Origin of the sequence: Xanthobacter versatilis (assembly GCF_043193975.1) — a bacterium.
GTDB classification, from domain to species: Bacteria; Pseudomonadota; Alphaproteobacteria; order Rhizobiales; family Xanthobacteraceae; genus Xanthobacter; species Xanthobacter autotrophicus_E.
In genome coordinates this window covers 313,457-335,913 of sequence record NZ_JBAFVB010000004.1, presented here as the reverse complement: position 1 = coordinate 335,913, position 22,457 = coordinate 313,457, and the positions used below count along the sequence as shown (strand labels likewise).

Annotated in this window: 20 protein-coding genes; 14 read left to right on the top strand and 6 right to left on the bottom strand. The window is 70.3% G+C overall.

What is annotated here, in order from left to right; all coding sequences use genetic code 11:
• Positions 1–85 precede the first annotated feature (85 nt).
• The 6 genes from V5F66_RS11260 (at position 86) to V5F66_RS11235 (ending at position 4,678) form a co-directional block, all read left to right on the top strand.
• On the top strand, positions 86–916 hold the full coding sequence (locus V5F66_RS11260; RefSeq protein ID WP_394093871.1) for an MOSC domain-containing protein: 831 nt from the start codon (positions 86–88) through the stop codon (positions 914–916).
• 59 nt (positions 917–975) lie between these two features.
• Positions 976–1,350 carry a lysozyme inhibitor LprI family protein gene (locus V5F66_RS11255; protein WP_394093870.1) on the top strand — a complete coding sequence of 125 codons (375 nt, stop codon included), beginning with the start codon at positions 976–978 and terminating at the stop codon, positions 1,348–1,350.
• A 144-nt stretch (positions 1,351–1,494) separates the two neighbouring features.
• Entirely contained in the window at positions 1,495–2,244 is a 750-nt protein-coding gene (locus V5F66_RS11250; protein ID WP_394093869.1) for a pyrimidine 5'-nucleotidase, read from the top strand.
• 38 nt (positions 2,245–2,282) lie between these two features.
• Positions 2,283–3,116 (top strand): GNAT family N-acetyltransferase, encoded by an 834-nt coding sequence (locus V5F66_RS11245; protein ID WP_394093868.1) that lies wholly within the window; start codon positions 2,283–2,285, stop codon positions 3,114–3,116.
• Positions 3,117–3,176: 60 nt separating this feature from the next.
• On the top strand, positions 3,177–3,884 hold the full coding sequence (locus V5F66_RS11240) for a TerB family tellurite resistance protein (RefSeq protein ID WP_394093867.1): 708 nt from the start codon (positions 3,177–3,179) through the stop codon (positions 3,882–3,884).
• On the top strand, positions 3,881–4,678 hold the full coding sequence (locus V5F66_RS11235; RefSeq protein ID WP_394093866.1) for an N-acetylmuramoyl-L-alanine amidase: 798 nt from the start codon (positions 3,881–3,883) through the stop codon (positions 4,676–4,678). The genes V5F66_RS11240 and V5F66_RS11235 overlap by 4 nt, the downstream gene beginning before the upstream one ends.
• A 9-nt stretch (positions 4,679–4,687) precedes the next feature.
• Here the strand turns inward: V5F66_RS11235 and V5F66_RS11230 are convergent, their stop codons facing one another.
• Positions 4,688–5,701: a KpsF/GutQ family sugar-phosphate isomerase gene (locus V5F66_RS11230; RefSeq protein ID WP_394004062.1), complete on the bottom strand. Its 1,014-nt coding sequence runs from the start codon at positions 5,699–5,701 to the stop codon at positions 4,688–4,690.
• Between the two features lie 642 nt (positions 5,702–6,343).
• Between V5F66_RS11230 and V5F66_RS11225 the strand changes: the two genes are divergently transcribed.
• The 3 genes from V5F66_RS11225 to V5F66_RS11215 all read left to right on the top strand — a co-directional run bounded on the left by V5F66_RS11225 (position 6,344) and on the right by V5F66_RS11215 (position 11,870).
• On the top strand, positions 6,344–8,533 hold the full coding sequence (locus tag V5F66_RS11225) for a CHASE2 domain-containing protein (RefSeq protein WP_394053325.1): 2,190 nt from the start codon (positions 6,344–6,346) through the stop codon (positions 8,531–8,533).
• A 60-nt stretch (positions 8,534–8,593) separates the two neighbouring features.
• The gene (locus V5F66_RS11220; RefSeq protein WP_394093865.1) at positions 8,594–11,257 is read left to right on the top strand and encodes an ABC transporter ATP-binding protein; all 2,664 of its coding nucleotides are present in this window, start codon (positions 8,594–8,596) and stop codon (positions 11,255–11,257) included.
• Between the two features lie 169 nt (positions 11,258–11,426).
• Entirely contained in the window at positions 11,427–11,870 is a 444-nt protein-coding gene (locus V5F66_RS11215) for a Crp/Fnr family transcriptional regulator (protein WP_012113915.1), read from the top strand.
• A gap of 12 nt (positions 11,871–11,882) precedes the next feature.
• Here V5F66_RS11215 and V5F66_RS11210 read toward each other — a convergent pair whose 3' ends face one another.
• The 4 genes from V5F66_RS11210 to V5F66_RS11195 form a co-directional block, all read right to left on the bottom strand.
• Entirely contained in the window at positions 11,883–12,248 is a 366-nt protein-coding gene (locus V5F66_RS11210) for a helix-turn-helix domain-containing protein (RefSeq protein ID WP_394053321.1), read from the bottom strand.
• Positions 12,249–12,423: 175 nt separating this feature from the next.
• The gene (locus V5F66_RS11205; RefSeq protein ID WP_394093864.1) at positions 12,424–13,290 is read right to left on the bottom strand and encodes a DUF2076 domain-containing protein; all 867 of its coding nucleotides are present in this window, start codon (positions 13,288–13,290) and stop codon (positions 12,424–12,426) included.
• Between the two features lie 210 nt (positions 13,291–13,500).
• Positions 13,501–14,844, bottom strand: a complete 1,344-nt coding sequence (ispG, locus tag V5F66_RS11200) for a flavodoxin-dependent (E)-4-hydroxy-3-methylbut-2-enyl-diphosphate synthase (protein WP_394093863.1) — start codon at positions 14,842–14,844, stop codon at positions 13,501–13,503.
• A 118-nt stretch (positions 14,845–14,962) separates the two neighbouring features.
• Positions 14,963–15,490, bottom strand: coding sequence for a Fur family transcriptional regulator (locus tag V5F66_RS11195; RefSeq protein WP_012113911.1), 528 nt, complete (start codon positions 15,488–15,490; stop codon positions 14,963–14,965).
• 206 nt (positions 15,491–15,696) lie between these two features.
• Between V5F66_RS11195 and V5F66_RS11190 the strand changes: the two genes are divergently transcribed.
• Complete coding sequence (locus V5F66_RS11190) at positions 15,697–16,479, top strand: 3-hydroxybutyrate dehydrogenase (RefSeq protein ID WP_012113910.1); 783 nt, start codon at positions 15,697–15,699, stop codon at positions 16,477–16,479.
• Positions 16,480–16,504: 25 nt separating this feature from the next.
• Positions 16,505–17,545: a patatin-like phospholipase family protein gene (locus V5F66_RS11185; RefSeq protein WP_012113909.1), complete on the top strand. Its 1,041-nt coding sequence runs from the start codon at positions 16,505–16,507 to the stop codon at positions 17,543–17,545.
• A gap of 76 nt (positions 17,546–17,621) precedes the next feature.
• Here V5F66_RS11185 and V5F66_RS11180 read toward each other — a convergent pair whose 3' ends face one another.
• Positions 17,622–18,146: a hypothetical protein gene (locus V5F66_RS11180; protein WP_394093862.1), complete on the bottom strand. Its 525-nt coding sequence runs from the start codon at positions 18,144–18,146 to the stop codon at positions 17,622–17,624.
• Between the two features lie 123 nt (positions 18,147–18,269).
• Here V5F66_RS11180 and V5F66_RS11175 point away from each other — a divergent pair, with 123 nt between their 5' ends.
• From V5F66_RS11175 to V5F66_RS11165, 3 genes are all read left to right on the top strand, one after another.
• Positions 18,270–18,851 (top strand): O-acetyl-ADP-ribose deacetylase, encoded by a 582-nt coding sequence (locus tag V5F66_RS11175; protein ID WP_394004046.1) that lies wholly within the window; start codon positions 18,270–18,272, stop codon positions 18,849–18,851.
• Positions 18,811–19,605, top strand: coding sequence for an RluA family pseudouridine synthase (locus tag V5F66_RS11170; protein ID WP_394004044.1), 795 nt, complete (start codon positions 18,811–18,813; stop codon positions 19,603–19,605). Before V5F66_RS11175 ends, V5F66_RS11170 begins: the two co-directional genes overlap by 41 nt.
• 141 nt (positions 19,606–19,746) lie before the next feature.
• Positions 19,747–22,356: a TIGR02302 family protein gene (locus tag V5F66_RS11165; RefSeq protein ID WP_394093861.1), complete on the top strand. Its 2,610-nt coding sequence runs from the start codon at positions 19,747–19,749 to the stop codon at positions 22,354–22,356.
• The last annotated feature ends 101 nt before the right edge of the window (positions 22,357–22,457 follow it).

The window sequence follows — 22,457 nt, the reverse complement described above, 5'->3', positions numbered from 1 at the left end:
GCCGCCTTGATCCAGGCGAAATTTCCATGGCCTTGACCATGGCTGCCCGGCATGGGAGGGGCGGCGCTGAACCGGAGAGATCGCCATGCCCGCGCCTGTGCCCCCAGCGCCCGTCTCGCCCGCCGCCGATGCCGCGTCACCACAGGCCCTGCCCACCGCCACCCTCAAGGCCATCTACCGTCATCCGGTGAAGGGGCTGTCGCCGGAAGCCCTTGAGGCGGTGACGCTGGAGGCCGGCGCCTTCTTCCCGCACGACCGGCTCTATGCGGTGGAGAACGGCGCCAGTGGGTTCGACCCCGACGCCCCCGCCTACCGGCCCAAGACCGCATTCCTCATGCTGATGCGCGACGCCCGCCTTGCCGGCCTCGCCTCCCGCTACGAGCCAGAAACAGCGACGCTCACGCTCGCCCTCGACGGCCACGAGGCGGTCCGCGCCGACCTCTCCACGGCGGACGGCCGGGCGGAGGTGGAAGCCTTCCTCACCTTCTACATGGGCGAGGAGGCGCGCGGGCCGCTGAGGCTGCTCACCGCGCCGGACGGCTTCCGCTTCACCGATTCCCTGCGCTCGGGCTTCCTGTCCCTGCTCAACCTCGACAGTGTGCGCGATCTGGAAGCCCGCATGGGCGCAACGCTCGATCCCCGCCGTTTCCGTATGAACCTGCATCTGGAGGGTTGGCCCACCGGTGCGGAGCTGACGCTCGCGGGCCAGCGCCTGAAGGTGGGCGCGGCCGAGATCGCCGTGCTCAAGCGCACCGAGCGCTGCGCCGCGGTGAACGTGAACCCTGAGACCGCCACCCGCGACCTCAACGTGGTGAAGGGGCTGATGGCCGCCTACGGCCACACGGATTGCGGCATCTATGCCAAGGTGGTGCGCTCCGGGCGGGTGGCCGTGGGTGACACGGTAGCCCTCGCCTGACCCAGGTTCATGCACCGCAAGAATTGTCCAAGGCGCCCCCTCCAAGGAGAGGTAACATCATGTCACTGCTGCCCGTCCGCCTGTCCTCCACCCTCGCCGTCGCCCCCGCAGTGCTTGCCGCCACATTCCTCGCGCTCGCCCCGGCCGGGGCGGCAAGCTTCGACTGCGCCACCGCCCGCGCGGCCGACGAAAAGGCGGTCTGCGACAGCTGCGACCTCGCCCAACTCGATGTGAAGATGTCCACCCTCTACGGCGTCCTCACGAAGCTGGTCGCCATGGGCCAGCGCGGCATGATCCAGGACGCGCAGCGGGCCTGGCTGGCCCAGCGCTCCACCTGCGGCGGCGATAGCTCCTGCCTCTCCGGTGCCTACAGGAGCCGGATCGCCCAGTTGGAAGCCGCGCTGGGCGAGATCTATTCCCGCGGCCCCTTCTGAGGCATTCTGTGGCCCGCCGAGCGGGTGCGGCGATCCGTCCACGAGGGTGTTTCGCGCGGTCGCGGGGCGCCTCGTCCGTTTCAACGCGTCTTCTGCCCGCGCGTGTATCCGCGCAGCTCGAAGACGATCAAGTCGCGGCACCCCATGACAATTCCTCTCCTGAGCCCTTTTCCCGGCAAGCCTTCCGTAGCCTTCGACGCGGTGGACACCTGGGTGTTCGACCTCGACAACACCCTCTACCCCGCCCACCACGATTTGTGGTTCCAGATCGACGCCCGCATGAAGGGCTACATCTCGGACCTCTTGGGCATTCCGCCGGACGACGCCTTCCGCATCCAGAAGGAGTATTACCGCCGCTACGGCACCTCCCTGCGCGGCCTGATGATCGAGCACGGGGTGGAGCCGGACGCCTTCCTCGCCCACGTGCATGACGTGGACCTGTCGGGGCTGGACGCCTCGCCGCGCCTTGCCGCCGCCATCGAGGCGCTGCCGGGGGCGAAGATCGTCTACACCAACGGCTCGGAGCGCCACGCCCGCAACGTGCTGGAAAAGCTAGGCATCGATGCCCATTTCGCCGCCGTGCACGACATCGTGGCCGCCGAATTCCACCCCAAGCCCACCGAGGAAGCCTATCTGCGCTTCCTGAGGGCCCATGGCGTGGACCCGACCCGCTCGGCCATGTTCGAGGACCTCGCCCGCAACCTGGAGGTGCCGCACCGGCTGGGCATGGTCACCGTGCTGGTGGTACCGCCGGACGAGACCATCGCCGCCCGCGAGAGCTGGGAGTTCGAGGGCCGCGAGGACGCCTATGTGGACCACATCACCGAGGACCTCGCCGGCTTCCTCGAAACCGTTGCGCGGACGGCCCCGCCGCCGGTGAGCGAGCAGGATTAGGAGCAAGGACACGGCACCTTGAAGGCAGAGGGGAAGCCATGACCACCACCATCCGCACCCTCGATCCCGCCGAGGTGGAAACCGTCGTGGACTGGGCCGCCCGGGAGGGCTGGAACCCCGGCCTTGCCGATGCGAACGCCTTCCTCGCCCAGGACAAAGCCGCCTTCCGCGGCCTGTTCCGCGACGGCGCGCTGGCGACGGTCATCTCCGCCACGACCTATCAAGAGCTCTTCACCTTCGTGGGGTTCTACATCTGCCGGCCGGACCTGCGCGGCCGGGGGCTCGGCTATGCCCTGTGGCAGGACACCTTCACCTCCCTTCGGGGCACGGTGGGCCTCGACGGCGTGCTGGCGCAGCAGGACAATTATGCCCGTTCCGGCTTCGTCCTCGCCCATCGCAACATCCGCTATGGCGGAACGGCGAAGGCCGGCGCGAGCGATCCCCGCGTGGTGGACATCGCCCCGGCCCATCGCGACGGCGTGGCGGCGCTGGATGCCGCCTGCTTCGGCTTTGCCCGCCCCGACTTCCTAAAGGCTTGGCTCGCCCCACCCTTCGGCCGCGCCTGCGCGTTCGTCGCGGAGGGCGCGGTTAAGGGCTACGGCGTCATCCGCCGCTGCCGCGAGGGCCACAAGATCGGCCCCCTGTTCGCCGACGACGCAGAGGCGGCCGCCGCCCTGTTCGGCACGCTGGTGGCCACCGCACAGGGCGGGCCGGTGTTCCTCGACGTGCCCGAGCCGAATGCCGCCGCCCGCGCCCTCGCCGAGGCGGCGGGGCTTGCCCCGGTGTTCGAGACCGCGCGCATGTATCGCGGCCCGGCCCCGGACCTGCCGCTCGCGCGGATTTTCGGCATCACCAGCTTCGAATTGGGCTGATCCGCCTTGAGAGCGCCGCGCCGCCCCGTTAGCTGCAACGCGGCAACGGCGGAGGGACGCGTGGCTTACGGTCTGATCGGGGGAGCGGGTGTGGGATTTGCGCTGGGTGGGCCGCTCGGCGCCTTGCTCGGCGCGCTGGCGGGGCACGCCCTTGACCGGCTGCTGCTCGCGCCGGCGGAAAAGCCCGCCGCCTTCTCGGTGGCGCTCATCGCGCTCTCCGCCAAGATGGCCAAGGCCGACGGGGTGGTGGTGCCGGCGGAGGTTGAGGCCTTCCGCGAGGTGTTCGACATCCCGCCCGAGGACCTCGACGCCGTGGCCCGCCTGTTCAATCTCGCCAAGCAGGACACTGCCGGCTTCGACTCCTACGCCCGGCAGGTGGCGCAGATGTTCGCCGACGATCCCGACACCCGCGAGGACCTGCTGGACGCCCTGTTCCACGTGGCCAAGGCCGATCATGCCCTGCACGAGAAGGAACTGATGTTCCTGGAGGAGGTCGCCCGCATCCTCGGCTTCACCGGTGCCGCCTATGCCCGCATCGAGGCGCGGCACGTGCGCCGGCCCGGCGACCCCTATGCCGTGCTCGACCTCGACCCGGGCGCCTCGGACGAGGAGGTGAAGGCGCGCTGGCGGGCGCTGGTGGCCAGCCACCACCCCGACAAGATCGCCGGGCGCGGCCTGCCACCCGCCGCCATCAAGCTCGCCAACGACCGGGTGGCGGCGCTGAACGCCGCCTATTCCCTCATCACCCGGCAGCGGAGGCTGGCATGAGCATGCCTGAAACGCCCATGCCCGAGCTTCTCTCCGCCCCCGACAGCCCGTGCGTGGAGAGTCTTGCGCCCTCGCCCAATTTCGGGCCGCGCCGGGCGAAGCTGGACATGCTGCTGCTGCACTATACCGGCATGGCGAGTGCGGATGCCGCCATCGAGCTGCTGCGCACCCCCGCCTCGGAGGTGTCCTGCCACTATGTCGTGCGCGAGGACGGGAGCGTGGTGCAGATGGTGGCCGAGGCGGCGCGGGCGTGGCACGCGGGCCGCTCGTCCTGGGAGGGCGTCACCGACACCAATTCCCGTTCCATCGGCATCGAGATCGTCAATGGCGGCCATGATTACGGCCTGCCGGACTTTCCCGCCGTGCAGATCGCGGCGGTGATCGCCCTATCGGCCGACATCGTCGCCCGCCACGCCATCCGCGCCGACCGGGTGCTCGCCCATTCGGACGTGGCCCCGGGGCGCAAGCGCGATCCTGGGGAGAATTTTCCCTGGGGCGCCCTGCATGCTGCCGGCATCGGCCATCTGGTGCCGCCGTCGCGGGTCGAGGGCGGGCGCTTCTTCATGTTGGGGGATGCGGGGGAGCCGGTGGCGGCGCTCAAGGCCATGCTCGCGCTCTACGGCTACGGCATCGAGCTGACCGACGCTTACGATGCCGAAACCGCCGATGTGGTCGCCGCCTTCCAGCGCCATTTCCGCCCCGCCAAGGTGGACGGGGTGGCGGACGCCGCCACCATCCTCACCCTGCGCGACCTGATCGCCACGCGGCCGGGGGATGCGCCGCAGGTGGCCTGAGCCCGAGCCTCAGGCGATGCCGGTCAGCAGCAGGTCGTGGATGTGCAGCACGCCCACGGGCGCCTTGCCCTCCACCACCATCAGGGCCGTGATCTTGCGGCTGTTGAGGATGTTGAGGGCCTCGGAGGCGAGCTGGTCCGGCCGCACCGTCTTGGGCGCGGCGGTCATGATCTCGTCCACCGTGCGGGTCGGCAGGTCGTTGGCCATGTGGCGGCGCAGGTCGCCGTCGGTGACGATGCCGGTCAGCGCGCCGTCCGGCCCCACGACGCCCACGCAGCCAAGGCCCTTGGTGCTCATCTCCACCAGCGCGGCGCCCATGAGGGTGCCGGCCGCCACCACCGGCACCGCATCGCCCTGGCGCATCACGTCGCGCACGAACTTCAGGCTCGCGCCCAGCTTGCCGCCGGGATGGAACTGGCGGAAATCGAGGGCGGTGAAGCCCCGGCTCTGCAGCAGCGCCACCGCCAGCGCGTCGCCCAGCGCCAGCTGCATGAGGGTGGAGGTGGTGGGGGCGAGCCCGTGGGGGCAGGCCTCCTGCGCCACCGGCAGGCTCAGCACCACGCTGGCGCTGGAAGCCAGCGCACTCTGGGTGTTGGAGGTGAAGGCGATGAGCGGCACGTCGAAGCGGCGCGAATAGTCCACGATATCGTGGAGTTCCACCGTCTCGCCGGACCAGGAGAGGGCCACGATCACGTCGTCGGTGGTGATCATGCCGAGGTCGCCGTGGCTGGCCTCGGCGGGGTGGACATAATGGGCCGGCGTGCCGGTGGAGGCCAGCGTCGCGGCGATCTTGCGCGCCACGTGCCCGCTCTTGCCCATGCCGGTGACGATGACCCGGCCGTGGGAATTCTGGATGGTGGCCACCGCCACGTCGAAGGCCGCGCCCAAAGGGCCTGCCATGGCTTCCGCCAGGGCCGCGAGGCCCGCCTTTTCCGCATCGAGGGTTGCAAGCGCGGAGACCACCGAGGCGGGATGCACGTGCGGCCCGTCGTCGGCCGGGACTTTATTTGCCGGAGAACGCATCATCGCGACTGGATAGCACCGATCGCCGCCAAAGGGGAGAGACGCCCCGCCACGGGGCGAGCGCCCGGTTGCGGAGAGAGCCGGCCAAGCTCCCTCTCCCGCGTGCGGTCAACCGGCCTCCATTTGGGGTTTGCGCCCAGCCGAGCACCGAGGATGGGGCGGGGCGGCGCCTTAGGACGAGAGAGCACCGTCGCCGTCCGGCTTGACCGGACGACCCACGGAACGGCGGGGGCAACGCGGCGAGGTTTGGAAAAGCGGCGAGATGGACCCTCCGGTCAAGCCGGAGGGCGACGGGGTGGAGAAGCGCCGGCTCTCTCCCACGCGGGAGGGGAGGAGACAAGGCGCCAGGATCGCGGCGAGCCTTGGGAACGAACCGCGAAAACCTGGCCGCGACCGATTCGGTCATGCTGTGTTCCCGCTGCGTGCAGGCCTTGGGCCAGCGGGTGTTCTGGAATGGGACACGGCCTTGTCCCGCTGAGCCGGATCTGAGAAGCCCGCTTCCCCCTCCCAACTCTGCCTGCACGCGGGAGAGGGCTCCCGGCCCGGCTCCACACCCCGCCCCCGATTCCGATCGCCGCCGATTTGCTCTAGGGTTGCGCCGTTCGATCCACCCGTTCGATCCAGCGAAAGCGCGCCGGCCGCATGTGGTCCCGCCTCTATTGGCTCGCCGTGGGCGGCCCCCTCGCCGCCGGCCTCCTGGTCATGGGCGCCGATCCCGGCCCGCTGGCGGACGCGCGCAACGGCCTGTTCGACCTCTACCAGCGCGCCGCTCCCCGTGCCTACGACCCGGACCTGCCGGTGCGCGTGGTGGATGTGGACGAGGCCTCGCTTGCCCGCATCGGCCAATGGCCCTGGCCCCGCGCCACAGTGGCCCGGCTGGTGGACAAGCTTGCCGCATCGGGCGCCGGCGCCATCGCCTTCGACATGGTGTTCTCCGAACCGGACCGGCTCGACCCCGCCGCCGTGGTGGGCCTGCTGCCCGAGGATGTGCGCGCACCGGTCCAGACCGCTTTGGCCGGCCGCGCGAGCAATGATGAGATCCTCGCCCGCGCGCTTGCGGAAAGCCCGTCCGTGCTGGGCGCGGTGCTCACGGGAACGCGTACCGGCACCACCTATCCGGCGAAATGGGGCATTGCCGCCGCCGGTGATGATCCGCTCGCTTTCGTGCCGCGCTTCGCCGGCGCGGTGGCGCCCCTGCCCGGCCTTGCGGCGGCGGCAAAAGGCATCGGCGCGCTGAACTGGCTGCCCGACCGCGACCAGGTGGTGCGCCGCGTGCCCCTGCTGCTCGCGTTCGACGGCAAGCTGGTGCCCGGCCTCGGCGCCGAGGCGCTCAGGGTGGCGCAGGGGGCGACCACCTATGTGGTGCGCGCCTCCAACGCCAGCGGCGACGAGGGCTTCGGCACCAAGTCCGGCATCACCGCAGTGAAGATCGGTGCCCTCGACGTGCCCACCGACGCCCAGGGGGAAGTGCGGGTGCGCTTTACCCCCACCGACCCGCGCCGCTTCCTCTCCGCCGCCGCCGTGCTGGATGGCACCGTGCCGCAGGAGGAGCTGGAGGGGCGGATCGTGCTGGTGGGCACCAGCGCCGCCGGCCTCATGGACACCCGCGCCACCCCCATCGACGCGGCGGTGGCGGGGGTGGAAATCCAGGCCCAGCTCATCGAGCACATGGTGACCGGGGCCAACCTGGTGCGGCCGGACTGGGCGCGCGGGGCGGAAATGGTGCTCACCGCAGTGCTGGGCCTGCTGCTGGCCCTGATCCTGCCCCGCGTCCCGGCGCTGGCGGCGGGGGTGGCCGGGCTGGGGGTGCTGGCGGCGCTGGCGGCGGGGGCATGGTTCGCCTTCACCCGGCTCGACCTGCTGCTCGATCCCATGGGGCCGGGGTGGGCGGTGCTCGGCGTCTATCTCATGGGAGTGCTGGCGCTCTATCGCGACGAGCAGCAGCAGAAGAAATGGGTGCGCTCGGTGTTCGGCCGCTTCGTCTCGCCCCAGGTGGTGGAGAAGCTGGCGGAAAATCCCGAGCGCCTGGTGCTCGGCGGCGAGACGCGGGAGATCACCATCCTGTTCTGCGACCTGCGCGATTTCACATCGCTGTCGGAGACCATGGACGCGCAGGCGCTCACCCGCTTCATGAATGCCTATCTCACCCCCATGACGCAGGTGGTGCTGGCCCATGGCGGCACCATCGACAAATATATCGGCGACGCCATCATGGCGTTCTGGAACGCGCCCGTGGACGATCCGGCCCACGCCCGCAACGCGGCGCTGTGCGCGCTGGCCATGTCGGCCCGGCTCGATGCCCTGAACGTGGAATGGCGCCGGCAGGCGGAGGCGGCGGGCCGGCCGTTCTCACCGGTGCGCTGCGGCATCGGGCTCGCCACCGGGCCGTGCTGCGTGGGCAACCTCGGCTCCGACCAGCGGCTGGAATATTCCTGCCTCGGCGATGACGTGAACCTCGCCTCGCGCATCGAGGGGGCGACCAAGTCCATGCGCGTGGACATCCTGGTCTCCGAGGCGACGCGCGCCGCCGTGGCCGACCTGCCGTTCCTGGAAGCCGACCTACTGATGCTGAAGGGCAAGTCGCGGGCAAGCCAGCTCTATCTGCTGGCAGGAGACGCCGCCTTCGCCAGCTCCGATGGCTTCGGCGCACTGGCGCGGCGCCACGCGGCGCTCATGTCGGCCTATGGTGCCGGCCGGCTCGACGAGGCCCGGCCCATGGCCGAGGCCCTCGCCAGCGAAGGCCCGGAGCGGCTGTCGCGCTTCTACACGCTCTATGCCGAGAGGTGCGCGAATGCCTCCACCACCCCGACGCCTGCCGGAAGCATCAGCTAGAGCGTATCCTTGGGCCGCTTCGCGCTTGCAAAGCGGCCGTTGCGTCAGCAAAACGGTTACATGAGCGGCGTGCCTTCCACCCCTCCTGACAGCAAGACACACGCTCCGGCCCGGCAGGGCGCGGCATCCAATGGCGCCCTGCCCCGCGACGTGCTCAGCTACCTCTGGAGAGTGGCTCCGGCGAGCCATATCAAGCTGTTCGCCCTCGTCCTGCTGCTGCTGCCCTTCAACTATGCCTCGCTGGAACTGCCGCGCCTCATCGTCAACGGCGTGACCGACGCCATCGGCGGCACGGTTCCGCGCCTGCTCGAGCTCGACATCGGCCTGCCCGACGCACTGGGCGGCTTCGTGCTGTTCCGCTCGAAGGGCTTCGAGGTGAGCGCCTTCGGTCTGCTCGCCGGGCTCGCGCTGGTGCTGTTCGCGCTCCAGCTGATCCAGCAGCACATCACCCGCCTGATCGAGATGGCGAAGGCGCGGCTTGGCGAGCGCATCATCGTCGGCCTCAGGCGGCAGCTGTTCGACGTGATCCAGCGGCTGCGGCCCGAAGCGCCCATGAAGAGCAAGGCGCTGGAAGTGGGCAACATGATGCGGTTCGAGGTGGGGCCCATCTCCCCCTTCGCCGGCATGGCCTTCGCGCAGCCGCTGAAGTCCGCCGGCCTGATCGGCTCGGCGACGCTGCTCATCTTCACCCAGAACGCCGTGCTGGGCGGCTTCGCCATCGGCATCCTGGCGCTCAACTACGTGCTCTTGGGCATCCAGCGGGCGGACAATGCCCGCAAGCTGCAGGTCTACCAGCGCGAGGCGGTGGCGCTGGGCAAACGGGTGATGGCGGGCATCGACCGCCTGCCCCTCGTCCACGGCTTCGCCACCAGCCCGTTCGAGCGCGGCGCGGTGGACCACCGCCTTGGCGTCGTCTCCGAGGCCAGCCTCGACCTCAAACGGCAGAATTTCACCGACCGGGTGCTGAACCTGCTGATGTCGGACGTGCCGACCCTGGTGTTCTACTCCGTCGGCGGCTGGCTGGCCCTGTCGGGGGCCATCAACATCGGCCAGCTGGTGGCGGTGGTGGCGGCCTATGGCCAGATCCCCGAGCCCCTGAAGGAGCTGATCGACTGGGACGAGAAGCGCCTGATCGCCCAGGTGCGCTACGATTTCGCCCGCTATTACCTTGAAACCCGGGAGGTCTGGCCGCAGGGCTCGCAGGAGCTGCCGCCCGGTCCGGAACCGGCCTTCGACGGCAGCCTCAAGGTGGCGGACCTCGGCGTGGTGGACCCGGCCGGCAGCCTGTTGCTGGAAGGCGTGAGTTTCGAGGTGCCCCCCGGCACGGCGGTGGCGCTGAAGGGACCCGATGCCGGCGGCAAGCATGCGGTGGCGCGTGTCTGCGGCCGCGCCATCTCGCTCTACAGCGGCACCGTGCGCATGGGCGGGCATGATCTCGCCCATGTCCCGGAGGCCGTCGTCGGGCGGCACGTGGCCTATGCGGGTGGCGACCCCATCGTCATCACCGGCACGCTGCGCACCAACCTTCTGTTCGCGCTGGAGCGCCGGCCGGGCCGCGCCCTGACGGAGGCCGTGGACCTCGCCGCCCTCGGCCTTGCCGACGAGGCGGCGCTCGACCGCAAGGCGCTTGCCGCCCTCGCCGGGGCCGGGCTGGGGGATCTCGTGGTGCGGCTCGGCCTGGAGCGGCGGCTTGATCCGGACCAGGCCCCGGCGCTCGCGGAGCGCATCGTGTCCCTGCGCGCGGCGGTCACCGATGCCGTCGCCCAGCGGCAGGCGCAGAGCGGGCGGATGCTGATCGAGCCGTTCCGCTTCGCCGCATTCAACCGCTGGATGACGCTGGCCGAGAACATCCTGTTCGCCACCCCGCTGAACGACACCCGTGGCGCCGCTTCCCTGCTGGCCGAGCCCGCGCTGTTGCCGCTGCTGGAGAAGGCCGGGCTCGCGGCTGACTTGATCGCGCTGGGCCGTTCCGCCCTGCGCATCCTGTCCGAGCTGGCCGGCGGTCCCGAGGACCTCGCCGGGATCGACACCAAGGGCCTGCTGCGCGCGGAGGAGATGGGCGAGGCCCGCGCGCTCGCCACCCGGATCGAGGATGACCCCTCGGCGGACGAGCGGGGGCTGCTGCTGCGCATCGCCGGCCGCTATTGCGAGCCGCGCCACCGCTTCGGCCTCATCGACGAGGACTGGCAGGACCGGGCGCTGGCCGGCCGCGCCCAGCTTGCGCACCTGAAGGACGTGTCGGGCATCGCCCTCGCCCGCTACCAGCCCGACAGCTATTGCCGGGCACTGACGGTGCGCGACAATCTGCTGTTCGGCCGCATCGCCGCCGACCGCGCCGGCGCCGCGGCGGTGGTGGACGAGATCGTCCGCGAATGCCTGGCGCAGGATGCCCTGATCGGCCAGGTGGAGCGCCTCAGCCTCGACGTGGCGGTGGGTGAAGGCGGCCTGCCCCTGTCGGCGGCGGAGCGCGGCAAGCTCACGCTGGCGCGCTGCCTTCTGGCCGACCCCGCCATCCTTGTTATCGACGATGCGCTGGTGCCCCTGTCGCCGGCCGAGCAGAGCCAGCTCATCGGCTCGGTGCTGGCGGGGCGGACGGGGCGCACCACCCTGGTGGTGCTGGATGCCGGCGAGCCGCTCGACCTGTTCGCGCAGGTGATCGTGCTTGCCCACGGACAGGTGGAGCGGGTGGAGGCCGGGGTGGGGCTGGCCGCCGTGGGCGCATGAGCCTGAAAAGAAGAGAGTTTCACGTAACGAAAACGCGCTAAAATGCCCGCCCGGAGGTTTCCACGTTTCATCAGGACGTGTGGACATCCGGGGCGCCCCACAGGGGGCGAGATCCCGTTGCAGGAGGGATGCCGCAAGTGCCCGCAAGGCACGGGGGCATCATAGACCCATGAGTATCGAAGACGAGGCCCGCACGCTCGCCCGCATCCCCATGTTCCGCGACCTGGAACCGAGCCAGCTGCGGCTGCTCGCCTTCTCGGCGGCGCGGCTCGATGTGGCGCCGGGCGACGTTCTGTTCACCCAGGGCGAGGCGCCAGACGCCGCCTATGTGGTGCTTGAGGGCACCGCGGTGATCGAGGTGGCAGCGGGCGGCGCGGCGCATGAGGTGGCGCGGCTCGGCCGCGACACGGTGGTGGGCGAGATGGGCGTGCTCACCGGCGAGCCGCGCACCGCCACGGTGCGCGCCGGCGAGCCCATGAGCGTGCTGCGCATGGAGACCGACCTGTTCCTGAACCTTTTGGACAAGACTCCGTCGCTGGCCCGCTCGGTGCTGCGCGACCTCGCCTTTCGCCTGCAGGAGACCACGCAGGCCCTGGTAAAGGCGAGAGGGTAAGGGGGCTCGGATTCAGCCGCGCCGGCGCAGGATCTTGAGGCGCCCCAGCAGTTCGGCCACCGCCTCCGGCGGCAGGTGGCTGATCTCGCGGGCCAGCAAGTTGGCAAGTTCAGTGGCCTGCGGGCTCAGGTCCGCTGTGTCCACCACCACCCGGGGCTGGGACAGTTCGGCGAGGCGCTGAAGATCCTCCGCCTCGTCCCAGATCACGTTGAAATAAGCGATGATCCGCTGCACCAGCGCCCAGGTGGGCTTGCCCCTCTTGCCGGTTTCCAACGCCGACAGATAGGTGGGCGAGACCCCGATGGCGCGGGCCATTTCGGTGAGTGTCACGTCGCGGGCGGCGCGCAGGTCGCGCACCCGCCTTCCGAACGGCGTCATCGTCTGTCCCTGCCGCCCCCGCGCATCGGGGCATTGGCGCAGAAGCTAGAATGTCGGGGCGGGAAACGAAAGCCGGCTGATCATGAGACGCCGGACACGCAGGCCGCCAAACGAAAACGGCGGTGCCGGGCACCGCCGTTCGAAACCTTGATCAAGTGGGGCCGGAGCCAGTCCCTCAGGTCCAGGAGCCGTCGTCCGAGCTGTCGTCGCTGCCCCAGTCGCCACCGTCGTCGAAGTTGACATCCTGGGGGTCGGCATTCCAGCCGTCGTCCTGTCCCGCACCCTGGCTCGGATCCTGTCCACCCAGCGCGGTCTGGGCGTCGTGGCCGAGATTACCGCTGCCGGGCTCGACCGCCGGCTTGCCGAACTCGGCCGCCGCCGCAGTGGCCACGGGGCCGGAGCCGCCGGACATCATGCCCTTGATGCCGTCGAACAGCAGCGCACCACCGGCCACGCCGGCCGCCGTCGCCAGCGCTCCCTGAAGGAAGCCACCACCGCCGCCACCAAAGCCGCCGCGCTGCTGCGGGGGCTGCTGCCCCCACGGGCCGCCCTGCTGCGGCTGGGGATAGCCCTGCTGGGGATAACCGCCCTGCTGGGGATAGCCCTGCTGCGGGTAACCCTGTTGCTGATAACCACCGCCCTGTTGGGGATAGCCTTGCTGCCCGTAGCCCTGCTGGGCGTATCCGGGCGGAACCCCCATGGGGGCATCGGCCGTGCGCGTGCCGGCCGAGGGCACGGAACTGCGGGAGCCGCCGCCGAACAGGCCGCCGAGAAAGCCGCCGCCGGACGGACGCGACTGCGCCTCCGCGGCGCGGGCCTGGGCGTCCTGAAGCTGGGCTTCCAGATCCTGGATGTGAGCATAGGACTGCTGGAGCGCATGCTCCTGCACCAGCACGCTCTGCGCGAGGGCGTAGGTGGCATGGGGTGCCTCAGCGACGCGGCGCGCGATCAGCGCCTCGGCTTCCGCGTCACGCGGCTGGTTCGCGACACCGCGCATGCGGTCGAACAGGCCGTCGATCAGGGCACGTTCCTCGGGAGTCATATCCGTCTCCACTGGGTTGGACGAGACGCATATGAGCAGCCGGCCATGGCGCAGGAAGGGCGGAACTCCATGAAATTTTGGTAACGGCAGAGGTAGCGGAAGCGCCTTGTACCATCGGCCCCGGTCTTCGACCGGCGCCAGGTGGGTCACGCTCAGGCGCCGCGCGGGCTTGGCCGAAGGCCCATGGGCCGGCTCACGGCTTCCTTCGCCCTACTCCGCCGCGTCCGCCGGGGATGCCCCTGCCGACGCCGTGCCGCCGACGCCGAAGCGCTGCTCCACATAGGCCTCCACCATCTGGCGGAACTCGTCCTGGATGTTGGCGCCGCGCAGGGTCGCCACCTTCTTGCCGTCGATGAAGACCGGGGCGGACGGGGTCTCCCCGGTGCCGGGCAGGGAGATGCCGATGTCGGCATGCTTGCTCTCTCCCGGGCCGTTCACGATGCAGCCCATCACCGCCACGTTCAGGGTCTCGACGCCGGGAAATTTCGCCTTCCAGACCGGCATGCGGGTGCGGATCATCTCCTGCACGCTCTGCGCCAGCTCCTGGAACACGGTGGAGGTGGTGCGCCCGCAGCCGGGGCAGGCGGCCACCAGCGGCACGAAGGTGCGCAGGCCCATGGTCTGCAGGATTTCCTGCGCCACCTGGACCTCGCGGGTGCGGTCGCCATTGGGCTCCGGGGTCAGGGAGACGCGGATGGTGTCGCCGATGCCGGCCTGCAGCACCACCCCCATGGCCGCCGTGGAAGCGACGATGCCCTTCGAGCCCATGCCCGCCTCGGTCAGGCCGAGATGGAGCGCGTAGTCGGCGCGGCGGGACAGCTCGCCATAGACGGCGATGAGGTCCTGCACCGCCGAGACCTTGGCCGAGAGGATGATGCGGTTGCGGGGAAGGCCGATCTCCTCCGCCAGTGCCGCCGACAAAAGGGCCGAGCGCACCAGCGCCTCGCGGGTCACGGCGCGGGCTTCCGCCGGCTGCGGCAGCAAGGCGTTCTCGTCCATCAGGCGGGTCAGCAGCTCACCATCGAGGGAGCCCCAGTTGGCGCCGATGCGCACCGGCTTGTCATGGCGGATGGCGGTCTCGACGATGGCGGCGAACTGCCGGTCCTTCTTGTCGCCGAAGCCCACGTTGCCGGGATTGATGCGGTATTTGTCGAGCGCCTCGGCGCAGGCCGGATAATCGGCCAGCAGCTTGTGGCCGATGTAATGGAAATCGCCCACCAGCGGCACGTCGATGCCCTGCGCCAGCAGCTTTTCCTTGATGTGCGGCACGGCGGCGGCGGCCTCGTTGCGGTCCACCGTGATGCGCACGATTTCCGAGCCGGCGCGGGCCAGCGCGGCCACCTGGCGCACGGTGCCCTCGATGTCGGCGGTGTCGGTGTTGGTCATGGACTGCACCACCACCGGCGCGCCGCCGCCCACCATCACCCGGCCCACCGGAACGCCCACCGTCGGACGCCGCGCGGCGGGACCCGCCTCAAGCAGCTCGGCGGGGACCACTGGGGTGGTCGCGGCGGACTGGAGATCGGGGGACTTCGGGGACTGAAGGGTGGTCATGGGCATTCCATCCTCGGCAGATCGTCCGCGCGGCAACACGTCAAGGGGCGTGTCCAGCCCTGATACGGGGCCGGACAGGGCGCGGACGGGTTTCGAGTAGGCCCGGCGGCGACGAGCGTCAACCAGCGCCGGCCGTCTCGGCCGCTCCCGGCGCGGCTGCGGACGCCGCTTCCCGGCAGCTGGCGCAGGTGCCGGCCACCTCCAGCACCCGCTGGCGCGGCTCGAAGCCGGCGGCCCGCGCCGCCCAGGCAAGGTCGCGCCCCACCGCGTGGGAGGCCACTTCCTTGGTCAGGCCGCAGCGTTCGCAGATGAGGAACACCACCACCTCTTCGGCATCATGGGGATGGCCGCAGGCCAGGAACGCGTTGCGGCTCTCGATGCGGTGGGCGAGCCCCTCGGCCACCAGGAAATCCAGCACCCGGTAGACCGACATGGGCGGCGTCGGCTCGCCGCCGGCGGCCAGGCGCTCCACGATCTCGTAGGCGCCGAGCGGCACGTGGGTCTCGGCCAGCGCCTTCATGACGCTACGGCGCAGCGGCGTCAGGCGCAGGCCTTTCTCCGCGCAGCACTTCTCCATGCGCGCCAGGGCGCCGGCCACGCATTGGCCGTGATCATGATCACTAGGATGGTCGCCAGAATGGGTCACGCTTCCTATTTAGTACATCGCCGCACGTCCTGCCATCCGCGGGTATGCAACATCCAATCCAACGTCGCGTTGCGCCACGGGGAGGAGCGTTGCAATCTGCCGGCCACAGGTTCGCCTGTGCGCGTGACGGCACCGTCACACCGCTTCGCTAAACCGTGAGCCTCGGCCGCAGGCCGGGCCACGTTGCGCCTTGTTGGGGAACAGCCATGCTCAAGGGTAAAGTCGCCGTCGTCACCGGATCCACCAGCGGAATCGGGCTCGCCTATGCCCGGGCCTTCGCCAAGGAAGGCGCGAACATCGTGATCAACGGTCTCGGTGACGCCGCCGCCATCGAGAAGGAGCGCGCCGCGATCGAGAGCGAATTCGGCGTGAAGTGCCTCTATTCGCCCGCCAACATGCTGAAGCCCGATGAAATCGCCGGCATGGTGCAGCTGGCCGAGACCGAGCTGGGCGCCTGCGACATCCTCGTGAACAATGCGGGCATCCAGCATGTGGCGCCCATCGAGGAGTTCCCGATCGACACCTGGAACACCATCATCGCCATCAACCTGTCGGCGGCCTTCTTCGCCATGCGCGCGGCCATTCCCGGCATGAAGGCGCGCAAGTGGGGCCGCATCATCAACACTGCCTCCGCCCATGCGCTGGTGGCCTCGCCCTTCAAGTCGGCCTACGTCTCGGCCAAGCACGGCATCGCCGGCCTGACCAAGACCGCGGCGCTGGAGACGGCGGAATTCGGCATCACCGTCAACGCCATCTGCCCCGGCTACGTGTGGACGCCCCTCGTCGAGAAGCAGATCCCCGACACCGCCAAGGCCCGTGGCATGACCGAGGAGCAGGTGAAGAAGGAGGTGATTCTCGCCGCCCAGCCCACGAAGGAATTCGTGACGGTGGAAGAGGTCGCGGCCTACGCGGTGTTCCTTGCCTCCGACAACGCCCGCTCCATCACCGGCGCCATGCAGGTGATCGACGGCGGCTGGACCGCTGCGTGAGCGCGGCCCGACCCGGAGACACACCGTGAGTCGCCGCGACGGCGCCAAGCCGGTGAGCCTCGCGCTCCAGGGGGGAGGCGCCCATGGCGCCTTCACCTGGGGCGTGCTGGACCGGCTGCTTCAGGACGACCGGCTGGAGGTCTCCGGCATCACCGGCACCAGCGCCGGCGCCATGAACGCGGTGGTGCTGGCCTCGGGCCTCGCCAAGGGCGACCCGGAGGAGGCCCGCCACGCCCTGAGCCAGTTCTGGCGCGACGTGTCCCGTGACGGGCGCATGTCGCCGCTCCAGCGCACGGCGTTCGACCGGGTGATGGGCAACTGGTCGCTGGCGCGCAACCCGGCCTATCTCGCCTTCGAGGTGGCCTCGCGCTTCTTCTCGCCATACGACTTCAACCCGCTGAACATCAATCCGCTGCGCGAGATCCTGGAAGCGCACGTGGATTTCGAGGCCCTGCGCCGCTCGCAGGTGAAGATCTTCATCTCCGCCACCAACGTGCACACCGGCCGCGCCCGCATCTTCGGCCACGACGAGATGAGCGCGGACGCGGTGATGGCCTCGGCCTGCCTGCCGTTCCTGTTCCAGGCGGTGGAGATCGACGGCGTGCCCTATTGGGACGGCGGCTACATGGGCAACCCGCCGCTGTTCCCGCTCTACGAGAAGGCGGACGCGGACGATATCATCCTGGTCCAGATCAACCCGGTGATGCGCGAGACCACGCCCCGCACCGCGGCTGAAATCCAGAACCGCATCAACGAGATCACCTTCAACGCCTCGCTGCTGGCCCAGCTGCGCGCCATCGACCATGCGGCCAAGCTCATCGACCAGGGCCTGCTCAGCCGCTGGACCCTGGGCGGATCGAGCTTCCGGCGGGTGCGGCTGCACCGCATCGGCGGCGAGGACCAAATGATGACGCTGGACGCCACCTCGAAGATGAATGCGGAATGGACCTTCCTCCAGCACCTGCGCGACCTTGGCCGTGAGGCCGCCGAGGTTTTCCTGGAGGCCCATTTCGACGATCTCGGCCGCCGCTCCACCCTCGACCTCAAGCTGGAGCTGGCGGACTGACCGGGACCATCTGACACAAACCTGAAAGGGCAGGCCGATGGCCTGCCCCCACTCAAGACCTGGTTTTCCGCAAAGCTCAGCCGCGCGAATCCTTCTTGGCCTGCGCCACCGCCACGAACTTGGTGACCCGGCCGGCCTCGCCCACAGAGCCGATGGGATCGACGCGGGTCCGGGCCTTGGCGCGCATGCCCTGGTTGGGACGGGGCAGGTTGGCCGGGCGCTTGGCGCGCTTGGAATCGCGCTTCAGCTCCAGAGCGCGCTGGGCATTGGCCATCAGCTCGTCGCGCGCCACCTCGGTGGCCCGGCGGTTCGCCTCGCGCCGGGCGCGGGTGAGGGCGTCGGTGAGCACGGCGGCCTTCTGACGGTTGCCGGAATCCGCCTTCTCGAACGTCACCTCGCCCCTGCCGCCCTTGCCGCGCAACGCCCGTCGCTGGTTGTTGGCGATGGTGAGCGCCCGCGCACGGCGATCGCTGAGATAGCCGACGAGGTGGCGCAGATCGTCATCGGAAAGCGCACCCAGCACCGGGTGACGGGCCTTCTCAACGAACTCCATTTCGTCGCCAGTCAGGAGCCGCCGTTCGTTCTTGCGCGTATGTGCCATGATGCTGGTCCTTCTGTACGGGACCGCCGGCATATTCAGAAAACGTGGAGATACGACGATGTTGACGCCCATGTGATCGCGGACCTGTAATGCCGGAACAGCCCGCCCCGGAGGGACCTTGCCATGGCCCAGCCCCCCGAATTCCGCATCGCGTCCGGTGCGGTTGCCGGCCCCCGGCAGGCGCGGCTCGACATCGTGGTGGGCGACATCACCCGCCTCGCCCTCGATGCCATCGTCAACGCGGCCAATTCCAGCCTGCTCGGCGGTGGCGGGGTGGATGGAGCGATCCACCGGGCGGCGGGGCCTGAGCTTCTCGCCTATTGCCGTACCCTCGGCGGCTGCCCCACGGGCGAGGCACGCCTGACGCCGGGCTTTCGCCTGCCGGCGGCCCATGTGATCCACACCGTAGGTCCGGTATGGCACGGCGGCGGCGCGGGCGAGGAGGGGCTTCTAGGCTCCTGCTACCGCGAGAGCCTGAAGCTCGCGGATGGGGCGGGGCTTGCCTCCATCGCCTTCCCTGCGATCTCCACCGGCATCTATGGATTTCCAGCCGATCTCGCGGCGCCGCTGGCGGTCGGCGCCGTGCTGGCCCATCTTGGGGCACCCGGCAGTGTCACCCGCGTGGTGTTCTGCTGCTTTTCGCAAGAGGCCGCCGACCTTCATCATGACGCCTTCCGCGCCCACGGCATCACCCCGTCCGCCTGAGCCCGCCCCCGACCTGCCGGTGCTTTACCGCGACGGCATGATGCTGATCATCGACAAGCCCCACGGCCTGCCGGTTCATGCCGGCCCCAAGGGCGGGGAGACGCTGGCCGACCATCTCGACGCCCTGCGCTTCGGCCTGCCCCGCGCGCCGGAGCTGGCCCACCGGCTCGACAAGGACACCTCCGGCTGCCTGGTGCTGGGACGCCACGCCAAGGCTCTGGCATTGCTGGGGAAGCTGTTTGCCAACGGGAGCGTGGGCAAGACTTATGTGGCGGTGACCCAGGGTGCGCCGGCGGAGGATGCCGGCCGCATCGACCAGCCTCTGGCCAAGCGATCGCCCCATCGCGGCTGGTGGATGCAGGCGGTGCCCAAGGGCACACCCGGCGCGCAGGAGGCGATCACCGACTACCGCGTGCTCCACCGCGCCGGCGGCTTCGCCGTGATGGCCCTCAGCCCGGTCACCGGCCGCACCCACCAGCTGCGGGCGCATCTGTCCAACCTCGGCCACCCCATCTTCGGCGATGCCATCTATGGCGGCGCCTCCCGCCTGCCGGGCGGGCCGACGCTGCACCTGCATTCCCGCCGCATCGTGGTGCCGCTGAAGGCGAACGGCCCGGCAGTTGCGGCCAGCGCCCCTTTGCCGCCGCATATCTGCGAGACGCTTTCGTCGCTGGGCCTTTCACCGGACGAGATCGGCCGCGCGGCGGATGCGGTGGAATGGGACGCCAAAATACCTGGCGCGAAGCGTCCATAGCGCCATGTTGCAGCGCATGACCCAGTTGTGAAGCCGACGCGAAGGGCGTGCGCTGGCCCGCTCCTTGCGCCATGCTAGGCTGCTTTTAAGCTGGCTTTGCGTGTGCCGCGTCCGGCCGCCGGCGGGAAGAAGGGAGAGAGTGTGAGCGCACCTCGCGACGGAAAGCTCCCGCGCACGCCGGAAGGTGACGCGCGCTTCCTTCTGGCCCGCGCCGTCAGCCGCGCTCGCCTTGCCCTGTTCTGGGAACGCGCCTGGCCGGGCCTCGCGCGCGTGGGCATCGTGATCAGCGCCTTCCTGGCCCTGTCTTTCGCCGGCCTGTGGCTGTCGGTTCCGGTGGCGGTGCGCATTGCCGGCGTGGTCGCCTTCGCCATCCTGCTGGTGCTCGCCGCCCGCCCGCTCCTGACCCTGCGCTGGCCCAGCGAGGAGGACGGTGTCGCCCGCCTCGACCGCAGGAGCGCGCTGGCCCACCGGCCCGCCACCGCCATTTCCGACAGTCTCGCCACCAAGCCCGACGATCCCGTCGGCGCCGCCTTGTGGCGCGCCCATCTCGCCCGGGCGCTGGCCGCCGCCCGCACCCTGCGCGCCGGCCCGCCGGAACCCGGCCTTGCCCGGCTCGATCCCCGCGCGGTGCGGGCGCTGGCAGTGCTGGGCCTCTTCGCGACCTTCTTCATGGCGCCCGGCGCGCACCTGTCGCGCATCGGCGCCGCCTTCGACTGGAAGGCCGTGATCCCGCCCACGCCCTATCGCCTGGATGCCTGGGTCGATCCGCCCGGCTATACCGGCCGCCCGCCCGTGGTGCTGCCGGGCCTGCGCTCGGATGATCCCTCCTCCCTGAACGCCGCGGCGCTGCAGGTGCCCACGGGCAGCGTGCTGGTGGTGCGCGGCGCCGGCATCGATGCCGCCTCCCTCAAGCTGGAAGGCGGCGTCTCGGAAGTGAAGCCCGAGGGCGATGCCCCCGCCGCCAGCGGCGAGCGGCGCTATGTGATCAAGACCGATGCGGACGTGACCTTCCTCGGTCCCGACCAACGCCGCCTCATGTGGCATTTCAAGGCATTGCCGGACCTCGCCCCCTCCATCGCCTTCGCCAAGGACCCTCAGGCCGGGCCGCGCAACGCCCTCGTGCTGGCCTACCGCATGGAGGACGACTACGGGGTGAAAGAGGCCGAAGCGGTATTTACCCCGCTGCCGCCCGAGCCGCCCTTGTTCCCGCGGCCCGGCGCGACACCTCCCAAGCTGGCGCAGCCGCTGGTGCCGGCGCCCAACTTCAAGCTGTCCCTGCCCGCGGGCGGCAAGAGCGGCGCGGCGCAGACCTCCAAGGACCTCGTCGCCCATCCCTGGGCCGGCGCCCGGGTGAGCGTGACCCTCAAGGCCCGCGACGAGGCGGGCAACGAAGGGGTGAGCGAGACCAAGACCGTGCGCCTGCCCGCGCGCAGCTTCTCCAAGCCGCTCGCCCGCGCCCTCATCGACGAGCGGCGGCGCCTTGCCTTCGATCCCGCCAACCGGCGACGGCTGGTGGCGGTGCTCAATGCCCTCACCACCGCCCCCGAGCAGTTCACCCCGGCGGCAGGCGAATATCTCGGCCTCACCACCGCCCTCGCCCGGGCCAAGGCCGCCCGCAACGACGACGATCTGCGCGCGCTTGTGGACTATCTGTGGGAAGTGGCAGTGCTGATCGAGGACGGCACCCTCTCCGAGGCCGAGCGCGAGCTGAAAGCCGCGCAGGAGGCCCTGCGGGAGGCGCTGGAGCGTGGCGCCAGCGAGGAGGAGATCAAGCGCCTCACCCAGGACCTGCGCGCCGCCATGGACAAGATGATGCGCCAGCTCGCCGAGCAGGCGCAGCGCGACGGCAACACCGATGCCCGCCCGCTCGATCCCAACACCCGGATCGTGCGCCCGCAGGACCTCCAGCGCATGCTGGACCGCATCGAGAACCTCGCCCGCTCCGGCAATCGCGACGCGGCCAAGGCCCTGCTCGACGAGATGCAGGCCATGATGGAGAACATGAAGCCCGGCGGCCGCCAGCAGGCCGGGCGCCAGAACCAGCAGCAGAACGAGCTGGGCAAGATGATCCAGGAGCAGCAGCGCCTGCGCGACCGCACCTGGCGCCAGAACCGGCAGGGCCAGCAGAACGGACAGCAGGGGCAACAGGGACAGCGCGGCCAGCAGGGGCAGCAAGGTCAGCAAGGTCAGCAGGGGGAGAACGACTTCGGCGACCTCCAGCAGAACCAGCAGGAGCTGCGCCGCCGCCTCGGCCGCATGCTGGACGAGATGCGCCGCATGCAGCAGGGCCAGCAAGGCCAGCAAGGCGGCCCCGGCCAGCAGGGCCAGAACGGCGAGGGCAACGAGGCCATGGACCGGGCCGGCGATGCTTTGGGCCGCGCGGGCGACGCCATGCGCGAGGCCGAGGAGGCTCTGGGCCGTGGCGAAGGCCAGGGCGCCCTCGATGCCGAGGGCCGGGCGCTCCAGGCCCTGCGCCAGGGCGCGCAGGCCATGGCCGAGGGCCAGCGCGGCAACCAGGACGGCCAGGGTCCCGGCGGCCCCGGCGAGGAAGCCGCCCAGCGCACCGACCCCATGGGCCGGCCGCTACGCAGTCAGGATTATGGCGACGACTTCTCGGTGAAGGTGCCGGACGAGGTGGATGCCCAGCGCGCCCGCCGCGTGCTGGAGGAACTGCGCCGGCGCCTTGAGGAGCCGACCCGCCCGCAGCTCGAACTCGACTATCTCGATCGCCTGCTGCGCGGGCTGAACTGAGGCTGCTGGGGCTGGCCGGCGCGGCCGGGCAGGAGTTTCGTCCGGCGTCGCAAGCGGTTCGGCCATGACGGGGTCAGCGCGGCAGCGCCGCTTTGACGTTC